This is a genomic window from Pectobacterium peruviense (genome assembly GCF_003312355.2).
GTDB classification, from domain to species: domain Bacteria; phylum Pseudomonadota; class Gammaproteobacteria; order Enterobacterales; family Enterobacteriaceae; genus Pectobacterium; species Pectobacterium peruviense.
Map to the genome: position 1 here is coordinate 1,414,762 of NZ_CP161826.1, position 16,702 is coordinate 1,431,463.

Consider the following 16,702-nt stretch of genomic DNA (forward strand, 5'->3'; position numbering starts at 1 on the left):
GGTGAGTAATATATTATTAATATTACAGGTTTTTAAATTATGGGGTTTTCCTGGGAACCCAATTTATTTTTACAGCTTACTTTTCCGATTAATTGCATTTGTAATGGCTAAACGAATTTCATTGAAGATGATGTTTTTGTTTGAAGTGGGGATGTTGATTTTTATATTGTAGATGTTATTCGACTTTGCCGTTTCTATCTCCCATTTCACCCATGGTGAAATGCCAGTAGAGGCTGTATTCAGTAGGAGGAAAATATCTGCTTGTTGAAGTTCATTTTCAACCCTTGCTTGTTTATCCTCAGAGTTATTATGCAAAAGATCAATATATAAACATCCTAGATCTGATATTTTTGATTCTAATTCAACAAGAAAATCGTTTGTTATTACATTATCTCTAGTTGTGTAGCTAATGAATATTTTCATGCTGAGTAACTGTTAATGCAGTTTTTTAATAAAAAAATAATTATGGAGATTGAAAAAGTAAATATAAATACTGCTGTGCAGTATATGTAAAGTATCATTGATTTGTTAAAAATAGCTACAGCCCAAGAATTTTTAAGCTGAGTTGCTACTTCATTCTGCCCAGAATTTCTATTTGAAATTTTCTTTTGAATATCATGGATTTTTTGCCGATTCACTCTTTGATAATAATATGCTGTAGTATCACACATCCAAAATCCGATGGTAATAAAAAGGCAGGTCAGAGAAAGTTGTACCAGACTTGTTTCTGGTCCAATTTTCAACATTGCTGCTATAATTATGCCAAGAGCGCCAACACATAATTTTTTATATTCGAAACACTGATTGCTAATTTGCATTGTCGATTCATGATATTGATTGATAGATGAAAAATCTAGTTCATCAGCACAGCTTTTTTTATATCCAGACGTCGTGTCATGCATAGCGAGTCCTTTTCTCAAAGTGGTAATCATACTCTGTAGCAGAAATTTACCCAATATTTAAACCAATCAGCAGGAGACCACGAGGTTTAGTTTTGGTTCGGCATTAGGTCAGCAAAGCAACATTTCTTGAATTTGACTTAACCTTCTTTCCTTGGACGAACCGATCTGTTGTTTAAGTTTGGGCGTACAAGATACGTTTTTTACAAATTAACCTTACCTAGAATGTCACAGTTTTAGAAATTTTCAAGATATTAAAACCATTCTAATATTAGAAAGAATTTTTGCCTCTTGGGGGATGGGGTATTACTGGAGTATTCGTAGGTCCTTTGTCACGTTATGTACTCAAGTAATATAGGGTATCTCCAGAATAATAGTTATAGTCTAACGTCAGTTTTCCATGTTGTTTTACATCCCTAGATACATGGGGCTACTGTGATTTGATATGCCCTAAGCGTTTGCCCCATCCTCGTGCGCCGGCCTAAAATACGGCAGCGGTTTAGCTAGACACAGGCTAATCCGTTAAAGATGTGACTCATCGTCTGTGGTCTTACTCATCACAAAAAATGATCCTATCCACACGGGAAATCAAAAATGATTTTTGATAGGTGGAGGGAAATGGAATAGATCACACTGACTGGCACCCGGCGGATATTATCGCGGGATTAAGGAAAAAGAGATGACGCTGGCGGCCGTTTCCAGAGCTGTAGGGCTGGCATCATCCACATTGGCAAACGCGCTCGCAGTACTGGCCGAAAGGTGAACGTCTGATCACTGAAGCGTTAAATAAACGCCCCAAAGAGATCTCATTTCGCTACAACGACTCGATCCACGGCAGACAAGAAACTATCACCTTTTATCTATATGGTGTTGGCGGGATGACTCGTTCAGAGGCACATGAATGGCCGAATGAAGCAAAGAAGAGGATTTCAACGGGGAGTAGGCAAGCAAAATCCGGTGATTATTGGTAAAATTAAAATCTTTCTTCAGACTCTGCCATTTTTTCCAGTATCACCGTCTTTGTTATTGATACGAAAAGCGGCTGAAATAAGGTGTAAAGCCGCATGAAAATCCCAAACAGACTACAACCTCTGGTCGATGATGGCCTGATAGACAATGTGCTCCAACGCTTGAAAAGCGGCAAGGAAGCTGACGTTTACACTGTTTTATGTGGTGACAAAATCCAGTGTGCCAAAGTGTACAAAGAAGCAATGCAGCGTAGCTTTAAACAGGCAGTGCAGTACCAGGAAGGGCGCAAAGTCCGTAACACGCGTAATGCCCGTGCAATGCAAAAAAACTCAAAATTCGGACGCAAGCAACAAGAGGAATCCTGGCAAACGGCGGAAGTCGATGCATTGTTCCGCCTTGCTAATGCCGGTGTTCGCGTACCACAGCCCTATATCTGTCTTGACGGTGTGCTGTTAATGGAGTTGGTCACAGATGTTGAGGGCGCTGTTGCTCCACGTCTTAGCGATGTGACTCTCACGGAAGAGACTGCAGTTGCTGATTTTAATACAATGATCCGCAATATCGTGCGCATGTTGTGTGCAGGTATTGTACATGGTGATTTATCGGAGTTTAACGTACTGCTCGATGCGCAGGGGCCGGTAATTATCGACTTGCCACAAGCTGTGGACGCCGCCGCCAACAACCATGCAGAATCAATGTTTACACGTGATGTTAATAACATCACCGCTTACTACGGTCAGTTCGCGCCACAATTATTGCAAACGCGGTATGCGCAAGAAATCTGGATGTTATATGAAGACGGAAAATTGACACCAGAAACAGCGCTAACCGGTCTCTTCGTCGAAGCGACGCATGAGGTGGATATGGGTTCACTTATTGATGAAATCATTGCGGCTGAAGATGAGTTCTATGAACGTCAGCGAGCAAGAAAAGAACGTGACGATGAATAATTGTTGGAGCGACATCAGTCGTTGATGGCCCTTTCAGGGAAACAGTGAAAACTGAATCCGTGATAGTCGCCTGAGGCCATTTTCCCATGTTGCTGTTCATCTCCACGTATACGGAAGACGAGATGTTCTAAGCCGGAACTTATTTCCTCTCTGTGCGTTAGAGCGCTCTGTTTAGCCACGCAGATGAATACGTTGAAAAGGCTAAATAGCCCAGGGGTTGGGCTATCAGCATGGGAAATCGAGTATTAATCGTGAGTGTTAACGCTTTTCCTATTGCCTCAACATACTGCCCGTTGTAATACATCTGGGATAAATAGTTGCTAGCACCACGAACGTCATTTTTATACGCTTGTTCGAACGGTGAATAGCAATGTGTAGCGATGGCGTAAATCAAGACGGTAGTTCGTGTCTTCCAGAGCCACAGCCTTAATCACTATCCTCATTATCTAACGCGTTCGGTTTATTATTTCTCAATAGCGCCCATTTTCTGAACTGGGTCGGCGTCATCTCCATCTGCTGGGAGAAGGCACGTCTGAAAGCAGTGTCTTCACTGTAACCACATTCAGCGGCAACTTGCTTGATATTGGTCATCGGGTTTTCAAGCAGCAGACAGGCCATTTCGATTCTGACGCGGGTGATAAAGTTTTTCGGGCTTTCAGCGGTGAGTCCTTTGAGCTTTCGGTGAAGCGTTCGGTCACTAAAATTCAGGGCGCTGGCTAATTCTTCTGCGGTGATCGCTGGGTTCTCGTAGCGGATAAGCTGTTCAGCACGCAGCAGTAGGGGATGTACGGTATTAATAAACCCCTGCGGGGCATAAATACGTTGAGAGAGGGGCTGGCTATCCGCTACTGCAATATCCGCCGCTAGTTTGGCAATCTTAGGGCCTGCGCTGCGGCGAATAATATGCAGGGCAAGTTCCACCCAGGATAATGGTCCTCCGGTGGTAATAATGCCATCTTGCTCTTCCAGCGCTTTGCCCCACACCGGTTTTGCCTTCGGGTATTTCTGTTTAAAAGTGTGGTAGAGCCACCATGTTGTGGTGCAAAACCGACCATCCAACAGCCCAGCTTCAGCCAGAATAAAACCACCCGCACAGGCACCGCCTATCAGAGAACCTTGCCGATATTGCTCCTTGAGCCAAATTGCGGATTCACTGACGGATGACGCCGACAGCGGTAATTTGTCAGGCCCGAGCATCATTCCGGTCGCCAATACGACATCCGATTTACCAACTGCGTCGAATGAACTGTCTACGTGAATTAGCCTGCCCTGAGCATCACGCACTGGCTTGCCGTCCACACTAATAATGGATGTTTTAAACGACGGTGCAGAAGAGGGAAGCGCGTTGTCAGGTTGTGTAATCAGTGCCTGATTGACCATCCAGAATATATCGGAAAGCCCGGATATCGCCGACTGCATACTGCCCGGCAGTGCCAGAATAGAGATGTGCATAGTGAATTTTCCAGTCAGACAATATTTGGCGGATTTTGCATGAACTATGTCAAGTTTGCCATCTTACCACAAATATCAACCACGATTAAAATTCAACCATTAGTTACCCAAAGAGTGACAACACTCATCGGGGAAATTGGCAGTCGTATCAACCTTTCTGAGGAGTGCGTATGACGCATTACCGAATTAAATGGCTTGGCCATCTGGCTATCGCGTTAGGTCTGGTGCTATCTGCCAGCGTTCACAATGTTGCGGAGGCGGCAAAAATTAACAATATCGTCTTGGTCCACGGTGCTTTTGCCGATGGCTCCAGTTGGTCTGCTGTCACGGCCCGACTACAAGGGATGGGATATCACGTTACTGCGGTGCAAAACCCTCTCACCTCTTTAGCGGATGACGTTGAAGCAACGAACCGTGTGTTGCAAAGGCAGCAGGGTGATGTGCTGCTGGTAGGACATTCATGGACGGGAGTCGTCGTGACTGAGGCCGGCAATTCTCCCAATGTCCGCGGTATTGTCTACTTATCTGCTCTTGTGCCAGACAGCGGAGAGTCAGCCTCTGATTTATTGCAGCGCCTGAAAGCGCCGATGGAAGGCATGGTGCCCGATGCCAACGGGTTAATTTGGCTAGATAATCCTGAGCAGTATCGTGCGGTTATGGCGGGCGATGTACCGCTAGACAAAGCACAGGCGTTGGCTGCGGTGCAACAACCGATTGCCGCAAAAGCGTTTGGCGATCGTATTCAGCAGGCGGCATGGAAAAATAAACCAACCTGGTATTTGCTAACGGAGAATGACAAGGCATTAAACCCATCAATTCAGAAAGCAATCGCGAGTCATATCGGAGCAAAGACACAGTCTATTTCGTCCAGCCATATGTCTCTGGTGTCACACCCGGAAGTCGTCGCGGATTTTATTGATAGCGCGGCTAAAGCAGTTAAATGAGTGAGCTCTGAAACTCAATGTAGGAGAAGTTATTGTGAACATTTTACATATAGACTCCAGTATTCTTGAGAATGGTTCCGTTTCCCGACAGATTTCTGCTGACGTTGTCGATCAATTAGTTCAGCAGCATCCGAACGCTGTCGTCTCTTATCGTGATGTGGTTAAGGATGAAATACGCCACTTAACCGGGCCGATTGCTGCGGGATTTCGTACGATCCCATCGGCTTCAGTGGACGAGGCAACGCTGCGGGAACACCAATTATCTGAAACGTTGGTCGCGGAATTTCTGGCGCATGACGTAATTGTTATTGGTGCGCCGATGTATAATTTTTCCGTCTCGAGCCAATTGAAATCGTGGCTGGATCGTCTTGCACAGGCGGGGAAGACCTTTAAATATACAGAGAAAGGCCCAGTAGGTTTATCGGGTGGAAGAACGGTCATTGTGATTTCGTCCCGCGGTGGTTTTTATACCACACCGCCTTTTTTAGATATGGATTTCCAGGAACGCTATCTTCAGGGCTTTTTCCGGTTTCTTGGTATTACCGATATTCATTTTGTCCGTGTGGAAGGCGCTTCAAAAGGGGATGAAATCAAGAATCGTGAAATCCAAAATGCGAAGTCCTCTATCCATTCTGTGATTACATCCATAGCTTAAACAATATATAGCCGATCAATAATTATTGAGGTAGTAATCATGCTCTATGCCATTACACTGTATTACACCAGCCCGAAAGATGAACTTGAAAAGAGTATTGACGCACACAAAAAATGGCTAGCTGATAATATTAAAAAGGGAAATGTTATTTTTGCTGGCCCGCTGGACGATGGCGCCGGTGGGTTTATTTTAGCCTGCGGGTTAGAGATTTCTGATATGGAAGATATTCTGGACGACGATCCGTTTGTCAATTTGGGATTAGTCAAAACAGAAATAAAATCGATTGAGCCAGGGATTTGTTCGAGCCATTTCTATACCGAATGGGCAGGGAATGCGAAGGCGTTATAACGCAATATATTGTATCCATAACTAATGATAATAACAAGAAAGCGCCATGGGATCATGGCGCTTTAATATCATCGTGGAATAAACAGCGTATCGAAAAATAACTTCCCGAGTTATAGTCCTGCGAATTTAAACGGCGTAGCTGCATTGAATTTTCCGGAAGCTTCCCCAGAATAAATGATGCTTTGGTCAGGCCCCAAATCTAGTTTGGCGGCGTTACCTCCGCGCGGCGCAAAGTTGATTTTTTTCAAATCAACCCAAAAGATATTAGGCGATACGGCAGATTCAAAAAAGTATTGTAGCGATTTATGATCTATAACGGTGCGCCAGCGCGTTGAGGAAATATTCTTCATGTCTGGTAAGGAATAACCATAAGGAACGGATGCATTACGTATAATACTGAATGCGGCCGCTAAGTCCGCTTTATCTTTTTCTATTTTACTTTTTTCAGCCACCCCTGGAATGAGTTTATTGGGGGCAACATTTTTTACATAGAATGAGGCGCGAACAAAGCGATCGGCGGCGCGGTTGGTTCCCGGCAGCATCACATTGCCGCCTATCTGATCCCAATAGGCATTCAGCGCCAACTGCTGATCGAAAGTCGGAGAATTGGTCATCACCTGATAGTCCTTATTATGGTGAATGACCTGCTTGCCGTCGATATATTCAATAATTGCACTGTCACCGGATGAATCGGATAAGGAGAGGTGAAGCGTTGCCTTTTTCCCCTTTTCATCCATACTTTTGGTTACCAGTGTAAATTTTTCCTTTTGCAGCGACGTTACCGCTTCATCGACGGTAGCAAAATTATCCAACACGTATTGTGCCCACGCTGCGATGCTCAAGCCCGGGTTTTTTGCCGTCGGTGCGGTGTTAGGATATTCAGATTCCACCAGCCAGAGTACGTTAGCCGCCAACCCTTTTTCATTCACGCCATCGGTTGTGGAGGCCATATTTGCGTTACTGTCGAAAGCAGAGGCAATGACACTGCCGTATTTTGATGTCCATACCAGAGAGTGTGGGCCTGCGGCACCAGAACGCTTTAATTCTCGTGGGAAAATCCAGAGGTTGGTTTCGGTATCAAATGCCCAATCCATTGAACGTGCGGTAATCGGATTGGCATCGCCATCCAGGTAAACGAACCGCGTACAGGCGAGCGAAACCGCTGAGCCTAGTGTTAATGCGACCAATGATAATGCACATATCATAGGCTTAATACGCTTATTATTTTTTATCATTTAATTTCTCCGTTTTCTACCACGGGTGTGTTGTTAATTGAATTTTCAGATTTATTATAGTTGGTAGTTTTTTAATGGCATGGAGAAATTAAAATAAACTGAAGCATGTTTGTTGATTGTTTAATGATTATGTTTCGTAAATATATTATTTTCATGGTAATGGTTTTACATTTTCTTATGCTACTTTCTGTGATGATTTTTTTAGATACTTGATAAAAAAGTAATGTGATTCCCCTGGTAAGGGGGAGTTTTCAACCTTTTCAATAATTTTATATCCTTTCTTCTCATAGAAACCGGGAGCATTGAAGCTCATTGACTCTAAATAGACGAAGACACAGCCTTCCTCTGAAGCCATTTTTTCTGCGGCAGCCAGCAACTCTCCTCCGATACCTTTTCCGTGGCAACGATCATCCACGACGATCATCTCTATTTGGAGATAATTGAAAAATATGGATCCGACGATTCGACCAACAACGTGATCGCCTTCTTTATAAATGAGGCTTAGCTTCTTCTCTTTGAAACAGAACTTATCTCCTAGCTTATTTTCCGTGTACGCATCCAGCGCCTTACCGGCTTCTTTTTCGTTTTTTCTGTAATTTTCTGTGCAAATCATTTTTACATTCACTTGTTTTTGTTGGATTACTCGCCCTGAGTAAATGTTATCTCACTCGGGTAACCGCTGATAGCAGACTCAGCCAGTCAGGCGGTTTCTTCCGCTTTTAATCCATCGAAGTTTTCAAAGTGCCAGGTTTCACTGATACGTCCTCCCTTAATACGGTGCATATCCATACCAGAAAAACGTACCTGCTGACCGGAGGCTTTCCAGCGGTCGAAATCACCGATATGACGGCCACTCATGGCAATCCGGCAAACCACCAAATCGTTCTCGGCAACCACGGTCTCGATATCGATATGAAAGTCTTCGAAAGCCGCATGAGTATGTGACACCGCGCGTTTGAACCCTGCAGGTGTATTAGGGTGGCCCGGATCGGCAGGATGATTGATCCAGTCGGTTGCTAGCAGGCGGTCGAAAGCTTCACGGTCATTGGTATTGAAGGCCTGATAGAAAGCGGCTGCCAGAGACGCATTATCGTTCATCTCGTTGTTCCTTAGCATGTTTAACGTAGCGTGTGTCGTATATAGAATGTGACATCAAGACTGGATAAAAGGAAGATTTTCACCTGCTAGCCTCTGCATAACGTAAAAGTAGGTCAAGGTTTCGCCGAATGTCTTAACCTTACCGCCAACTGGCAGTAAACTAGCGAAATGATTTTTTGACCGATTTTCACTGTGGGCGCTCGCCCGCATGTGCATCGATTCCGTTCCACCTCTTTTCAGTGAGCTAGTTGGCCTATGACGTACCTCAAATTCTTGGGGATTGGGTTTATTTGTGTGCTGTTGCTGTCTTTTTGGCAAAGCTGGGCGCAGTCGACGCGCAACGGCGAGACGTTTAGTGGGCAAACCTGGTGGTCTGCCAAACGTGATTCTTCAGGGCTAGCGCCGAACCCTGTGCAGTTCCGCCAGACCGCTATCGTGCAGGTTTATGCGGCACCGACTTACGGCTGGCGCGGGCTGGTGGCGGTGCATCCGTGGATCATTTTCAAGAAAGCAGGGGAAACCCAATATCGTCGCTACGAGGTTGTAAGCTGGGGAAGTGATAACGTCGTCCGTCTGAATCGTTCGGCGGCGGATGCTTACTGGTACGGGGCGATGCCTAAGCTGTTGGTAGAACACCGTGGTGACAAGGCGGAGGCGATGATCCCGCAGATTGAGGCCGCCATTAAAAGCTACCCGTGGCCGAATACCTATCACGCCTGGCCGGGGCCGAATAGCAATACGTTTCTGGCACATATTGGCCGCGAAGTGCCCGCGCTCAAGCTGGATATGCCAGCCAATGCGATTGGTAAAGATTACCGCCCGATAACGCGCCCCGTTGGGCTGTCGCCATCAGGGAGTGGCGTGCAGATTTCACTGTTGGGCGTACTGGGTATCACGATGGGGGTCGAAGAGGGCATTGAAGCTAATATTCTAGGGCTGAACATGGGCGTAGATGTCAATCCGCCCGCGCTGCGTTTACCCTTTATTGGCCGCCTCGGATATGAAAAAACGGGTCGCGACGAAGGCTGAAAGTAGATTTCCTCCTTACTCCCCACATTGGCGCAAATGCGTCAGCAGATTGATCACTTCGGGTTGCAGAATTGCGCCGGATTTCACGCCCAGCCAGAGCTGGCGTGAAGCCCACTCGTCGGTAAGATTGATGGCACGTAACCCGGTGCCAAGCACTTCCGGGCGAATCGCGCCCTCCGGCAAGACGCTGATGCCCAGTCCCGCTTCGATCATGCGACAAATACCGTCAAAGCTGCTGACCTGCACGCGCAGGCGCAGCACTCTTCCCAGTTCATCCGAGGCGTCTTTCAGCTGTTTCAGCAAAGAGCTACCGCTATTGAGGCCGACGTAATCGTAGCCCAATGTGTCGTTAAAGCTCACGTCTGACAGTGCGGAAAGCGGGTGTTGGGGCGGAACGAGTACGACAAGCTTGTCCTTACGGTAAGGAATTTTCTCGACTCCTTGCGAGCCGACATTGTCCACGAAAATGCCGATATCGGCCTCACCCATCGCGAGTGCCGTCACCACGGTTTTGCTGAGCTTTTCCTCTAGGTTAATACGAACGAGCGGCCGTGTCGGAAGAAATGACGCCAGATCCTGCGGAAGAAACTGAATAATCGCTGAAGTATTTGCCCACATATGTACGTGACCGCGCACGCCAACGGCGTAGTCATTCATTTCGCTCGCCATTCGCTCCACGTTGCTCAACACATTGCCCGCGAGATTGACCAATTCCTTACCTGCTGGCGTTAACGTCAGGCCACGCGGCATTCGGATAAACAGCGCACAGTCCACGGTACGCTCCAGCTCGGCGATACGCTTGCTCAAGGCCGAAAGCGTGATGTGAAACTTTTCTGCGGCTTTGGTCAGGCTGCCCGTCTGGGCAACTTGCAAAAATATGCGGAGCGACTGAAGGTCAAAATGCGCAGGATTAATCATGGTTTATTGAGAGTTCTCAGTCGGGCTGGAAAGCAGCACAATAGCTGGCAGTTTGATTCCGCGCAGCATGTCGTCACATGTCTTATGTCACGCTGTAGGCTAACACAGTTGGAGGTTTTCCTGACAGGAAAGGGTCATTGACGATTCAGTGATTATCAAAAGACCACGTTACTCCTAGGATGTGTGAAGTCTCATTTAAGATGGAGCTTATAAGTGTCACTTATCGATCATGTCGATCACCTGGTATTGACCTGTGTTGATCTTGCTGCGACCCGGCATTTTTATACCGATGTACTGCAAATGCGGGAGGAAACATTTGCAAGCGGGCGCGTAGCTTTTCATTTTGGTCATCAAAAAATCAATGTACATCTGCGCGGGGCAGAGCATGAGCCCAAGGCGCATTTGCCTGTTCCTGGCTCACTTGATCTGTGCTTTATTGCTTCGATACCGCTGGAGCAGATGATTGATCATTTGACTCGTTGTCGCTGGCCGATTCATGAAGGGCCAGTGCTGCGAACCGGCGCAACGCAGCCAATTCGTTCTATTTACCTGCGCGATCCCGATCTTAACCTGATCGAAATCGCTGAGTATTTACCCTAAAACCATTGTCTGCCTGCCGGCCTGAAACGCGGTTTTCCAGATAGTCTTATGATATATAGGTCACGCATTTTTTATGTTTAGCTTAATGATGTTCAGCGATATTTTATTGTGTTTGCTTTTGGGGATCGGGCTGGGATTTTGTGGAGGAATGCTGGGAATTGGCGGTGGGCTTATCGCGATTCCGATTCTGGGTGTGTTATTCGGGATGGATCAGCATATGGCACAGGGAACCGCATTGGTGATGATAACGCCAAACGTGCTGATTGGTTTTCTGCGCTATCGCCAGCGTAACCGCATTGATACGCGGGTGGCGCTGACTATGTGTGCTTTTGCGACGGGATCGGCCTATCTTGCCGCTCACATCGCTTCATCGATTGATGTTCACAACCTTCAGCGCGCCTTTGCCACTTTCCTGCTGGTGCTGGCGGCGTACTATATCTGGCAGTGGTATAACAAAAAGCGCAGCCAAACGTCAGAGATTGTCTTGTCGACCAAATATCTGCCGCTGCTCGGTGTCGCGAGTGGGTTTATGTCTGGTATTTTTACCGTCGGCGGCGGTTTGGTAGTGGTGCCAGTACTGGTTACGCTGTTTGCCTTTGCACAAACGCAGGCGCAGGGTATGGCACTGATTCTTGTGGTGCCGGGCGCACTGGCGGCGCTGTTATCCTATTCGCAGGCGGGTAACGTTGATTGGAGTATCGGTTTACCATTGGCGCTGGGGGGGATTGTCAGCGTGTCTTGGGGCGTTGCGGTGGCCCATAAGCTGCCAGTAGCTTATCTACGCGGCGCGTTTTGTTTGATGCTGGTCGGTGTGGGAATCGCTATGCTGGTGCTGAAATAACCGCTAAAGCAATGCGCTTTTGCAGCGAAATGAGAACCCGACAGATGAAAAAATGGAAAGTGTGGATTGGAGTACTGTCGGTTGCCGTTATGACCGCGCTGTTTACGCTTTCTGGGTTATAGCCCTTTAAATAGATAGGTATTAAGCCTAAAGTTTTCAGCGCTTTCTCCGTTGATAGGTAGGAAGTCATACGGCCAGACTGATGGTTTTTCTCAGATTCCTGACCGTTGTTGGAACGGCCCGAACGAATCAGGGTCGGCATCCTCTCTGAAGCCCAATCTGAATAAGGCGTGATGTATGAGTCTCGTGAGCTATCTAGGAAAGCAAACTCTCGGTGTACTGGCGGGTTATAAGCAGGGTGGCATGGTCATCCATATTTGCGGCGTCTATCCCAATGCGGATAACAGCCTGCGCGTTTTTTTCCCGCACGGACATGAGTTTGTCGTTGGCGACCTGGCAACCATTCACCTTGATAATCGCTCTGGGGTTGATGAGTTTGATGCCAATATTCAGGTTTATCGCGCTTCTTACAAAGGGCGCGTGATAGCAAGCGAAGGCGATTGGGTGGTACTCGAACCGAGAGAATGCCAGCTTTTACACGGTTTCACGCCGGTGCTGGACATCCGTGAGCCGGCCTATCAGTTTCCACAAGACGATCGCCCGTCGATGCCAGTGCCTCTGACGCCGATGGTAGATTTTCCGCCAACGGAAAAGCAGGATTTCTCCAACAAGGTCGGTGTATTAATCACCATGGCGGCCGAGCAGCCGCATACCACGGTGTTAGCATTTCTGTCGTCCGTGGATAACGATATCTTCCTGATTACATTCCCCGAAACCTTTAAATCTCAACTGCTCAAACGTAATCCGCACTGCTTTTTTGCAATGGATGAGCGCAGCCATTATACCTTCGAGCGGGCAATTGAATGGAACTACACCATTATTGAAGGGGAAGCGTTTATTATCGCGCGCGACAATCCGCTCTATGAAAAAGTGCGTCATGAATTCGTTACCAAGAATCCGTGGGAAATTGCCTTTTTCACACGTCCTGATGTCGAGGTTTACCATATTAAAAGTAAGCAGCTTGTGTGCCCCGGTAATACACAAACGTTTAGCTAAGATATGAAGAAAAATAAGCGGTATTAAGCGGGATAATGTTATCCCGCTTAATACCCGCTTGCTAACCACTGCTTACATTGACAGGTCGATCACCATACGGCCTGTGATTTTCCCGCCTTTCATTTCAGCGAAAATAGTGTTGATGTCTTTCAGCGGACGGAGGGTCACTTTCGGTTTTACTTTCCCTTCGGCTGCAAACTGGAACGCTTCTCTCAGATCTTCACGCGTGCCGACCAGCGAACCCAATACCTGAATACCATCCAACACCAGACGCGGAATATTCAGATCCATTGACTCTGGTGGCAGGCCGACGGCAACAATACGCCCGCCTGCGCGAACAGAATCCACAGCGGAGTTAAATGCCGCACGGGCAACGGCGGTGACCACGGCGGCATGTGCGCCGCCGACTTTTTCCTGAATGATCTTGGCGGAATCCTCCTTGGCCGGATTAATGACCAGATCTGCACCCACTTCTTTGGCAAAGGCTAACTGTGCGTCGTTCACATCAATCGCGATGACTTTCGCATTAAAGACATTTTTGGCATATTGCAGTGCCAGATTACCCAATCCGCCCAGGCCATAAATGGCGATCCACTGTCCCGGTTTGATTTGCGAGACTTTCACCGCTTTGTACGTCGTCACGCCTGCGCAGGTAATGCTGCTCGCCGCGGCAGAATCCAGACCATCCGGCACTTTTACCGCGTAATCGGCAACGACGATGCACTCTTCTGCCATTCCACCATCGACAGAATAACCTGCATTTTTCACCGAGCGGCACAGCGTTTCGTTACCGCTATTACAATATTCGCAGTGGCCACAGCCTTGATAAAACCAGGCTACGCTGGTGCGATCGCCGGGTTTTAGTGATGTCACACCCGGGCCCACTTCTTTAACGATACCGATACCTTCATGGCCGAGGGTGATGCCGGTTACATCGCCGAAATCACCGTCTTTGACGTGCAGGTCGGTATGGCATACGCCACAGCATTCCATTTTTAACAGAGCTTCTCCATGTTGGAGAGGGCGCAGTTTTTTGTCCTGAATCTCAACGGAATGATCCTTCGTAACGATGGCTGCTTTCATTAGTCTTCCTTTTACTGAATGTGTCGTGGGGTTAATGTATTTATGTTCTACCTATAAAAGAGTACACGCTGATCAGCAAGTTGATTAATCAGGATGTGTTTAATTTTGTTACAGAATGATGGGTGGTTTGAACGATGGCTTTCTGTGGCGGGAATGTCGTTTCAGTAATTTTTTATGATGATTAAGGGCGGTGGCGCGTCCGTGCGACCGTGTTATCGAATGAGGTTACGTTGGGTTACTGCGTTTTTTCTTTCGGCTCCAGAGCCCATTCCACTTTGCCTTTGCCGGTATTTTTGGCTTGGTAAAGTGCAACATCCACGCGTTTCATAAAGTGTTCTGTGGGTTCCTGAAGCTGCTTTTTCCCCGCTCCAATGCTGACAGAAAGATGGTGCATATTTTTAATAATGATTTTGTTCGCATTTTTTAAGACTTCTCTTGCCAGCTTCTCTGCCCGAGCCTGTGTCCCGCCATACAGAATAATGGCGAACTCTTCCCCACCTATTCGCGTGGCGACCACTTCACTGTTATCGAAACGGGAAAGAATATGGCCGAACTTACTTAATATCTCATCACCTTTCGTATGCCCGTATTTGTCATTGATGACTTTGAAATTATCGATGTCGATAATAAATAAATAGGGTGTTTTCGCTTCGAGTTTTTTTAATTCGTTAATAAAAAATCGACGGTTAGGGAGCTGTGTGAGTTCATCGCTGAATGACTGTATTCTGGCTTCGACATACTTATTGTTGATTTGCTGTATCAGGGTATAAACACCGAATCCGACGCCAAACATACCAATGATTCTCAGCATATCCTCAACATAATATCCAATTAGCTTGGGCTGATAGATAAACTCATCCATGAAGTCAAATGTGGCGGAGCATATCCAGACATGTAGCCCAAGCCGAATAGATAAGGCTGAAGTATGGTTAAGCGAGATTTTACTGGTACATGACAAGATAAAAAAAAGAAAAACCAGCGCAATCGCATCCGTATAAGACCCCGGATTATTGTGTAACTGCTCCTGAAAATCTCGATGCTTGAAGAACAGGAGATTAAATATAATGATTAACACAGACAATAAAAGGGCAAACCTTACAGACGAGAAAGCCTTTTTATTCTTATCAATAAAGTCGTGGTCATACTCTTTAAAAGGCATTGCGAGTCTCCTCTTGTATCACCTTTCAATCCTATCATGAAACCTGTTGAATACATTCAGTCGCGTGGTGCCGAGCAGTGTGGTCCAGAGAATGACGTTAATCTGACTTATGTGCAAAAAGCAGACGCCCGATCGCTCAGGCGTCTTTACCGATTAAAAATCGGCTTTCAGTATGACGCGATAACGGGCTTTACCGTCACGCACGTGCTGGATGGCATCGTTGATTTTCGACATCGGGAACAGTTCCGTCTGTGGCTTCACGCTGGCACGCGCGGCGAGCTTCATCAAAGAACGTAGCTCATGCGGAGAACCCGTAGAAGAACCAGAAACGCTGCGATCGCCTGCGATAAGTGTAAAAGCCGGAACGCTAAATGGCTTCATCACCGCGCCGACGGTATGGAACTTCCCGTTATAGGCGAGCGCGTTGAAGTAGGGCTGCCATTCCAGATCGACGCTCACGGTGTTGATGATAAGATCGAACTGGCCTGCCAGTGCAGTCAGCGCCTGCGGATCGCGGCTGTTGACGACCTTATCGGCACCCATCGCCAGTACTTCTTGCTCTTTGGACGGGTTTGAGCTGAACGCCGTGACTTCACAGCCCATCGCATGCAGGAGCTTAATCGCAATATGTCCCAGACCGCCGATACCGATCACGCCGACGCGGCTGGTCGCAGTGACATTGTGCATTAACAGCGGTTTGAAGACGGTGATGCCGCCGCACAGTAGCGGACCTGCCGATTCGATATCAATGGAATCAGGAAGCGGGATAGCCCACTGCCAGTTCGCACGAATCTTATCGGCAAAACCGCCTTTATTCAGAATCGTTGGCACGCTGCCTTGCTGACAGTTGGTTTGGCTACCGCTGATACAGGCATCGCAGTGCCCACAGCTACGTGCTGTCCAGCCAATGCCGACGCGCTGACCTATTTTTAATCCTTTGTTCTTCGCCGCGTCACCCAATGCGTGCACACGACCAATCACTTCATGCCCGGCAACCAGCGGATAGCTCGACATTCCCCATTCGTTATCGATCATAGAGAGATCGGAATGGCACACGCCGCAGTAATCAACCACGACTTCGACGTCTTCCGCCTGCAGTTCACCCGCATCAAACTCATACAACTCCAGCGCTGCGCCAGCTTCCGGTGCGGCATAACTCTTGATTATCGTCATCACAATTTCCTCAGTATGGGTTTGATTAACCAGTCTAAAGGGTTATGACGTTTTTCTCTATGTCACAACGTGCCTGTGGTTTTTCATTTTGTGTCGGGAGGGGGGAGCGCTTGCTTTAATGCCTTAGTTAGCTCAGGTTAAAGTTGGAAGAGTTATATCTTCTGAATTTTCCTGCGTTATCGATAGCTTTAAAAAGACTAAAATGCTGAGTAGATAAGAGAGTTTCTGTTGAG

18 protein-coding genes and 2 pseudogenes are annotated in these 16,702 nt (G+C 47.1%); 10 read left to right on the forward strand and 10 right to left on the reverse strand.

From position 1 onward, the window contains the following. Positions 1-69: 69 nt before the first annotated feature. Both DUT67_RS06430 and DUT67_RS06435 read right to left on the reverse strand, forming a co-directional pair. On the reverse strand, positions 70-423 hold the full coding sequence (locus DUT67_RS06430) for a TIR domain-containing protein (protein WP_113632938.1): 354 nt from the start codon (positions 421-423) through the stop codon (positions 70-72). After that, on the reverse strand, positions 420-902 hold the full coding sequence (locus DUT67_RS06435) for a hypothetical protein (protein WP_131701682.1): 483 nt from the start codon (positions 900-902) through the stop codon (positions 420-422). The genes DUT67_RS06430 and DUT67_RS06435 overlap by 4 nt, the downstream gene beginning before the upstream one ends. Positions 903-1,522: 620 nt before the next feature. On the opposite strand from DUT67_RS06435, the pseudogene DUT67_RS06440 reads away from it, so the two are divergent. The 3 genes and pseudogenes from DUT67_RS06440 to DUT67_RS06450 all read left to right on the forward strand — a co-directional run. Further along, a pseudogene (locus tag DUT67_RS06440) lies at positions 1,523-1,705 on the forward strand (helix-turn-helix domain-containing protein); the annotation flags it as partial. Then, positions 1,703-1,837 (forward strand): annotated as a pseudogene (locus tag DUT67_RS06445) (integrase); the annotation flags it as partial. The pseudogenes DUT67_RS06440 and DUT67_RS06445, both read left to right, overlap by 3 nt. A gap of 126 nt (positions 1,838-1,963) precedes the next feature. Next, complete coding sequence (locus DUT67_RS06450) at positions 1,964-2,818, forward strand: PA4780 family RIO1-like protein kinase (protein WP_048261444.1); 855 nt, start codon at positions 1,964-1,966, stop codon at positions 2,816-2,818. A gap of 426 nt (positions 2,819-3,244) precedes the next feature. Here the strand turns inward: DUT67_RS06450 and DUT67_RS06455 are convergent, their stop codons facing one another. Next, on the reverse strand, positions 3,245-4,270 hold the full coding sequence (locus tag DUT67_RS06455; protein WP_113626654.1) for a GlxA family transcriptional regulator: 1,026 nt from the start codon (positions 4,268-4,270) through the stop codon (positions 3,245-3,247). A 170-nt stretch (positions 4,271-4,440) separates the two neighbouring features. Here DUT67_RS06455 and DUT67_RS06460 point away from each other — a divergent pair, with 170 nt between their 5' ends. The 3 genes from DUT67_RS06460 to DUT67_RS06470 are packed head-to-tail and all read left to right on the forward strand — an operon-like array spanning position 4,441 to position 6,217. Next, positions 4,441-5,214 carry an alpha/beta fold hydrolase gene (locus tag DUT67_RS06460; RefSeq protein ID WP_113626653.1) on the forward strand — a complete coding sequence of 258 codons (774 nt, stop codon included), beginning with the start codon at positions 4,441-4,443 and terminating at the stop codon, positions 5,212-5,214. A gap of 34 nt (positions 5,215-5,248) precedes the next feature. Beyond that, positions 5,249-5,869, forward strand: coding sequence for an FMN-dependent NADH-azoreductase (locus tag DUT67_RS06465; RefSeq protein ID WP_048261431.1), 621 nt, complete (start codon positions 5,249-5,251; stop codon positions 5,867-5,869). A gap of 39 nt (positions 5,870-5,908) precedes the next feature. Next, a complete protein-coding gene (locus DUT67_RS06470; protein ID WP_113632936.1) occupies positions 5,909-6,217 on the forward strand; it encodes a YciI family protein in 309 nt (102 codons plus the stop codon). Between the two features lie 110 nt (positions 6,218-6,327). Here DUT67_RS06470 and DUT67_RS06475 read toward each other — a convergent pair whose 3' ends face one another. From DUT67_RS06475 to DUT67_RS06485, 3 genes are all read right to left on the reverse strand, one after another. Next, entirely contained in the window at positions 6,328-7,452 is a 1,125-nt protein-coding gene (locus DUT67_RS06475) for a linear amide C-N hydrolase (RefSeq protein ID WP_113632935.1), read from the reverse strand. A gap of 175 nt (positions 7,453-7,627) precedes the next feature. Next, a complete protein-coding gene (locus DUT67_RS06480; protein ID WP_113626649.1) occupies positions 7,628-8,065 on the reverse strand; it encodes a GNAT family N-acetyltransferase in 438 nt (145 codons plus the stop codon). 86 nt (positions 8,066-8,151) lie between these two features. Next, entirely contained in the window at positions 8,152-8,550 is a 399-nt protein-coding gene (locus tag DUT67_RS06485; protein WP_113626648.1) for an ester cyclase, read from the reverse strand. Between the two features lie 255 nt (positions 8,551-8,805). Here DUT67_RS06485 and DUT67_RS06490 point away from each other — a divergent pair, with 255 nt between their 5' ends. Next, positions 8,806-9,579: a DUF3750 domain-containing protein gene (locus tag DUT67_RS06490; protein WP_113626647.1), complete on the forward strand. Its 774-nt coding sequence runs from the start codon at positions 8,806-8,808 to the stop codon at positions 9,577-9,579. A gap of 15 nt (positions 9,580-9,594) precedes the next feature. Here the strand turns inward: DUT67_RS06490 and DUT67_RS06495 are convergent, their stop codons facing one another. Further along, the gene (locus DUT67_RS06495) at positions 9,595-10,497 is read right to left on the reverse strand and encodes a LysR family transcriptional regulator (RefSeq protein ID WP_113632934.1); all 903 of its coding nucleotides are present in this window, start codon (positions 10,495-10,497) and stop codon (positions 9,595-9,597) included. Positions 10,498-10,710: 213 nt separating this feature from the next. Between DUT67_RS06495 and DUT67_RS06500 the strand changes: the two genes are divergently transcribed. The 3 genes from DUT67_RS06500 to DUT67_RS06510 all read left to right on the forward strand — a co-directional run bounded on the left by DUT67_RS06500 (position 10,711) and on the right by DUT67_RS06510 (position 13,054). After that, complete coding sequence (locus DUT67_RS06500; protein ID WP_113632933.1) at positions 10,711-11,097, forward strand: VOC family protein; 387 nt, start codon at positions 10,711-10,713, stop codon at positions 11,095-11,097. 73 nt (positions 11,098-11,170) lie between these two features. Beyond that, positions 11,171-11,938: a sulfite exporter TauE/SafE family protein gene (locus DUT67_RS06505; protein ID WP_048261417.1), complete on the forward strand. Its 768-nt coding sequence runs from the start codon at positions 11,171-11,173 to the stop codon at positions 11,936-11,938. 297 nt (positions 11,939-12,235) lie between these two features. Beyond that, positions 12,236-13,054, forward strand: a complete 819-nt coding sequence (locus DUT67_RS06510; protein WP_113632932.1) for a hypothetical protein — start codon at positions 12,236-12,238, stop codon at positions 13,052-13,054. A gap of 72 nt (positions 13,055-13,126) precedes the next feature. On the opposite strand, the gene adhP is transcribed toward DUT67_RS06510, so the two are convergent. The 3 genes from adhP to DUT67_RS06525 all read right to left on the reverse strand — a co-directional run bounded on the left by adhP (position 13,127) and on the right by DUT67_RS06525 (position 16,469). Further along, a complete protein-coding gene (adhP, locus tag DUT67_RS06515) occupies positions 13,127-14,137 on the reverse strand; it encodes an alcohol dehydrogenase AdhP (protein ID WP_113632931.1) in 1,011 nt (336 codons plus the stop codon). Positions 14,138-14,372: 235 nt separating this feature from the next. Then, entirely contained in the window at positions 14,373-15,296 is a 924-nt protein-coding gene (locus tag DUT67_RS06520; RefSeq protein ID WP_113626642.1) for a GGDEF domain-containing protein, read from the reverse strand. A 153-nt stretch (positions 15,297-15,449) separates the two neighbouring features. Continuing rightward, positions 15,450-16,469 carry an NAD(P)-dependent alcohol dehydrogenase gene (locus DUT67_RS06525; RefSeq protein WP_113626641.1) on the reverse strand — a complete coding sequence of 340 codons (1,020 nt, stop codon included), beginning with the start codon at positions 16,467-16,469 and terminating at the stop codon, positions 15,450-15,452. Between the last annotated feature and the right edge of the window lie 233 nt (positions 16,470-16,702).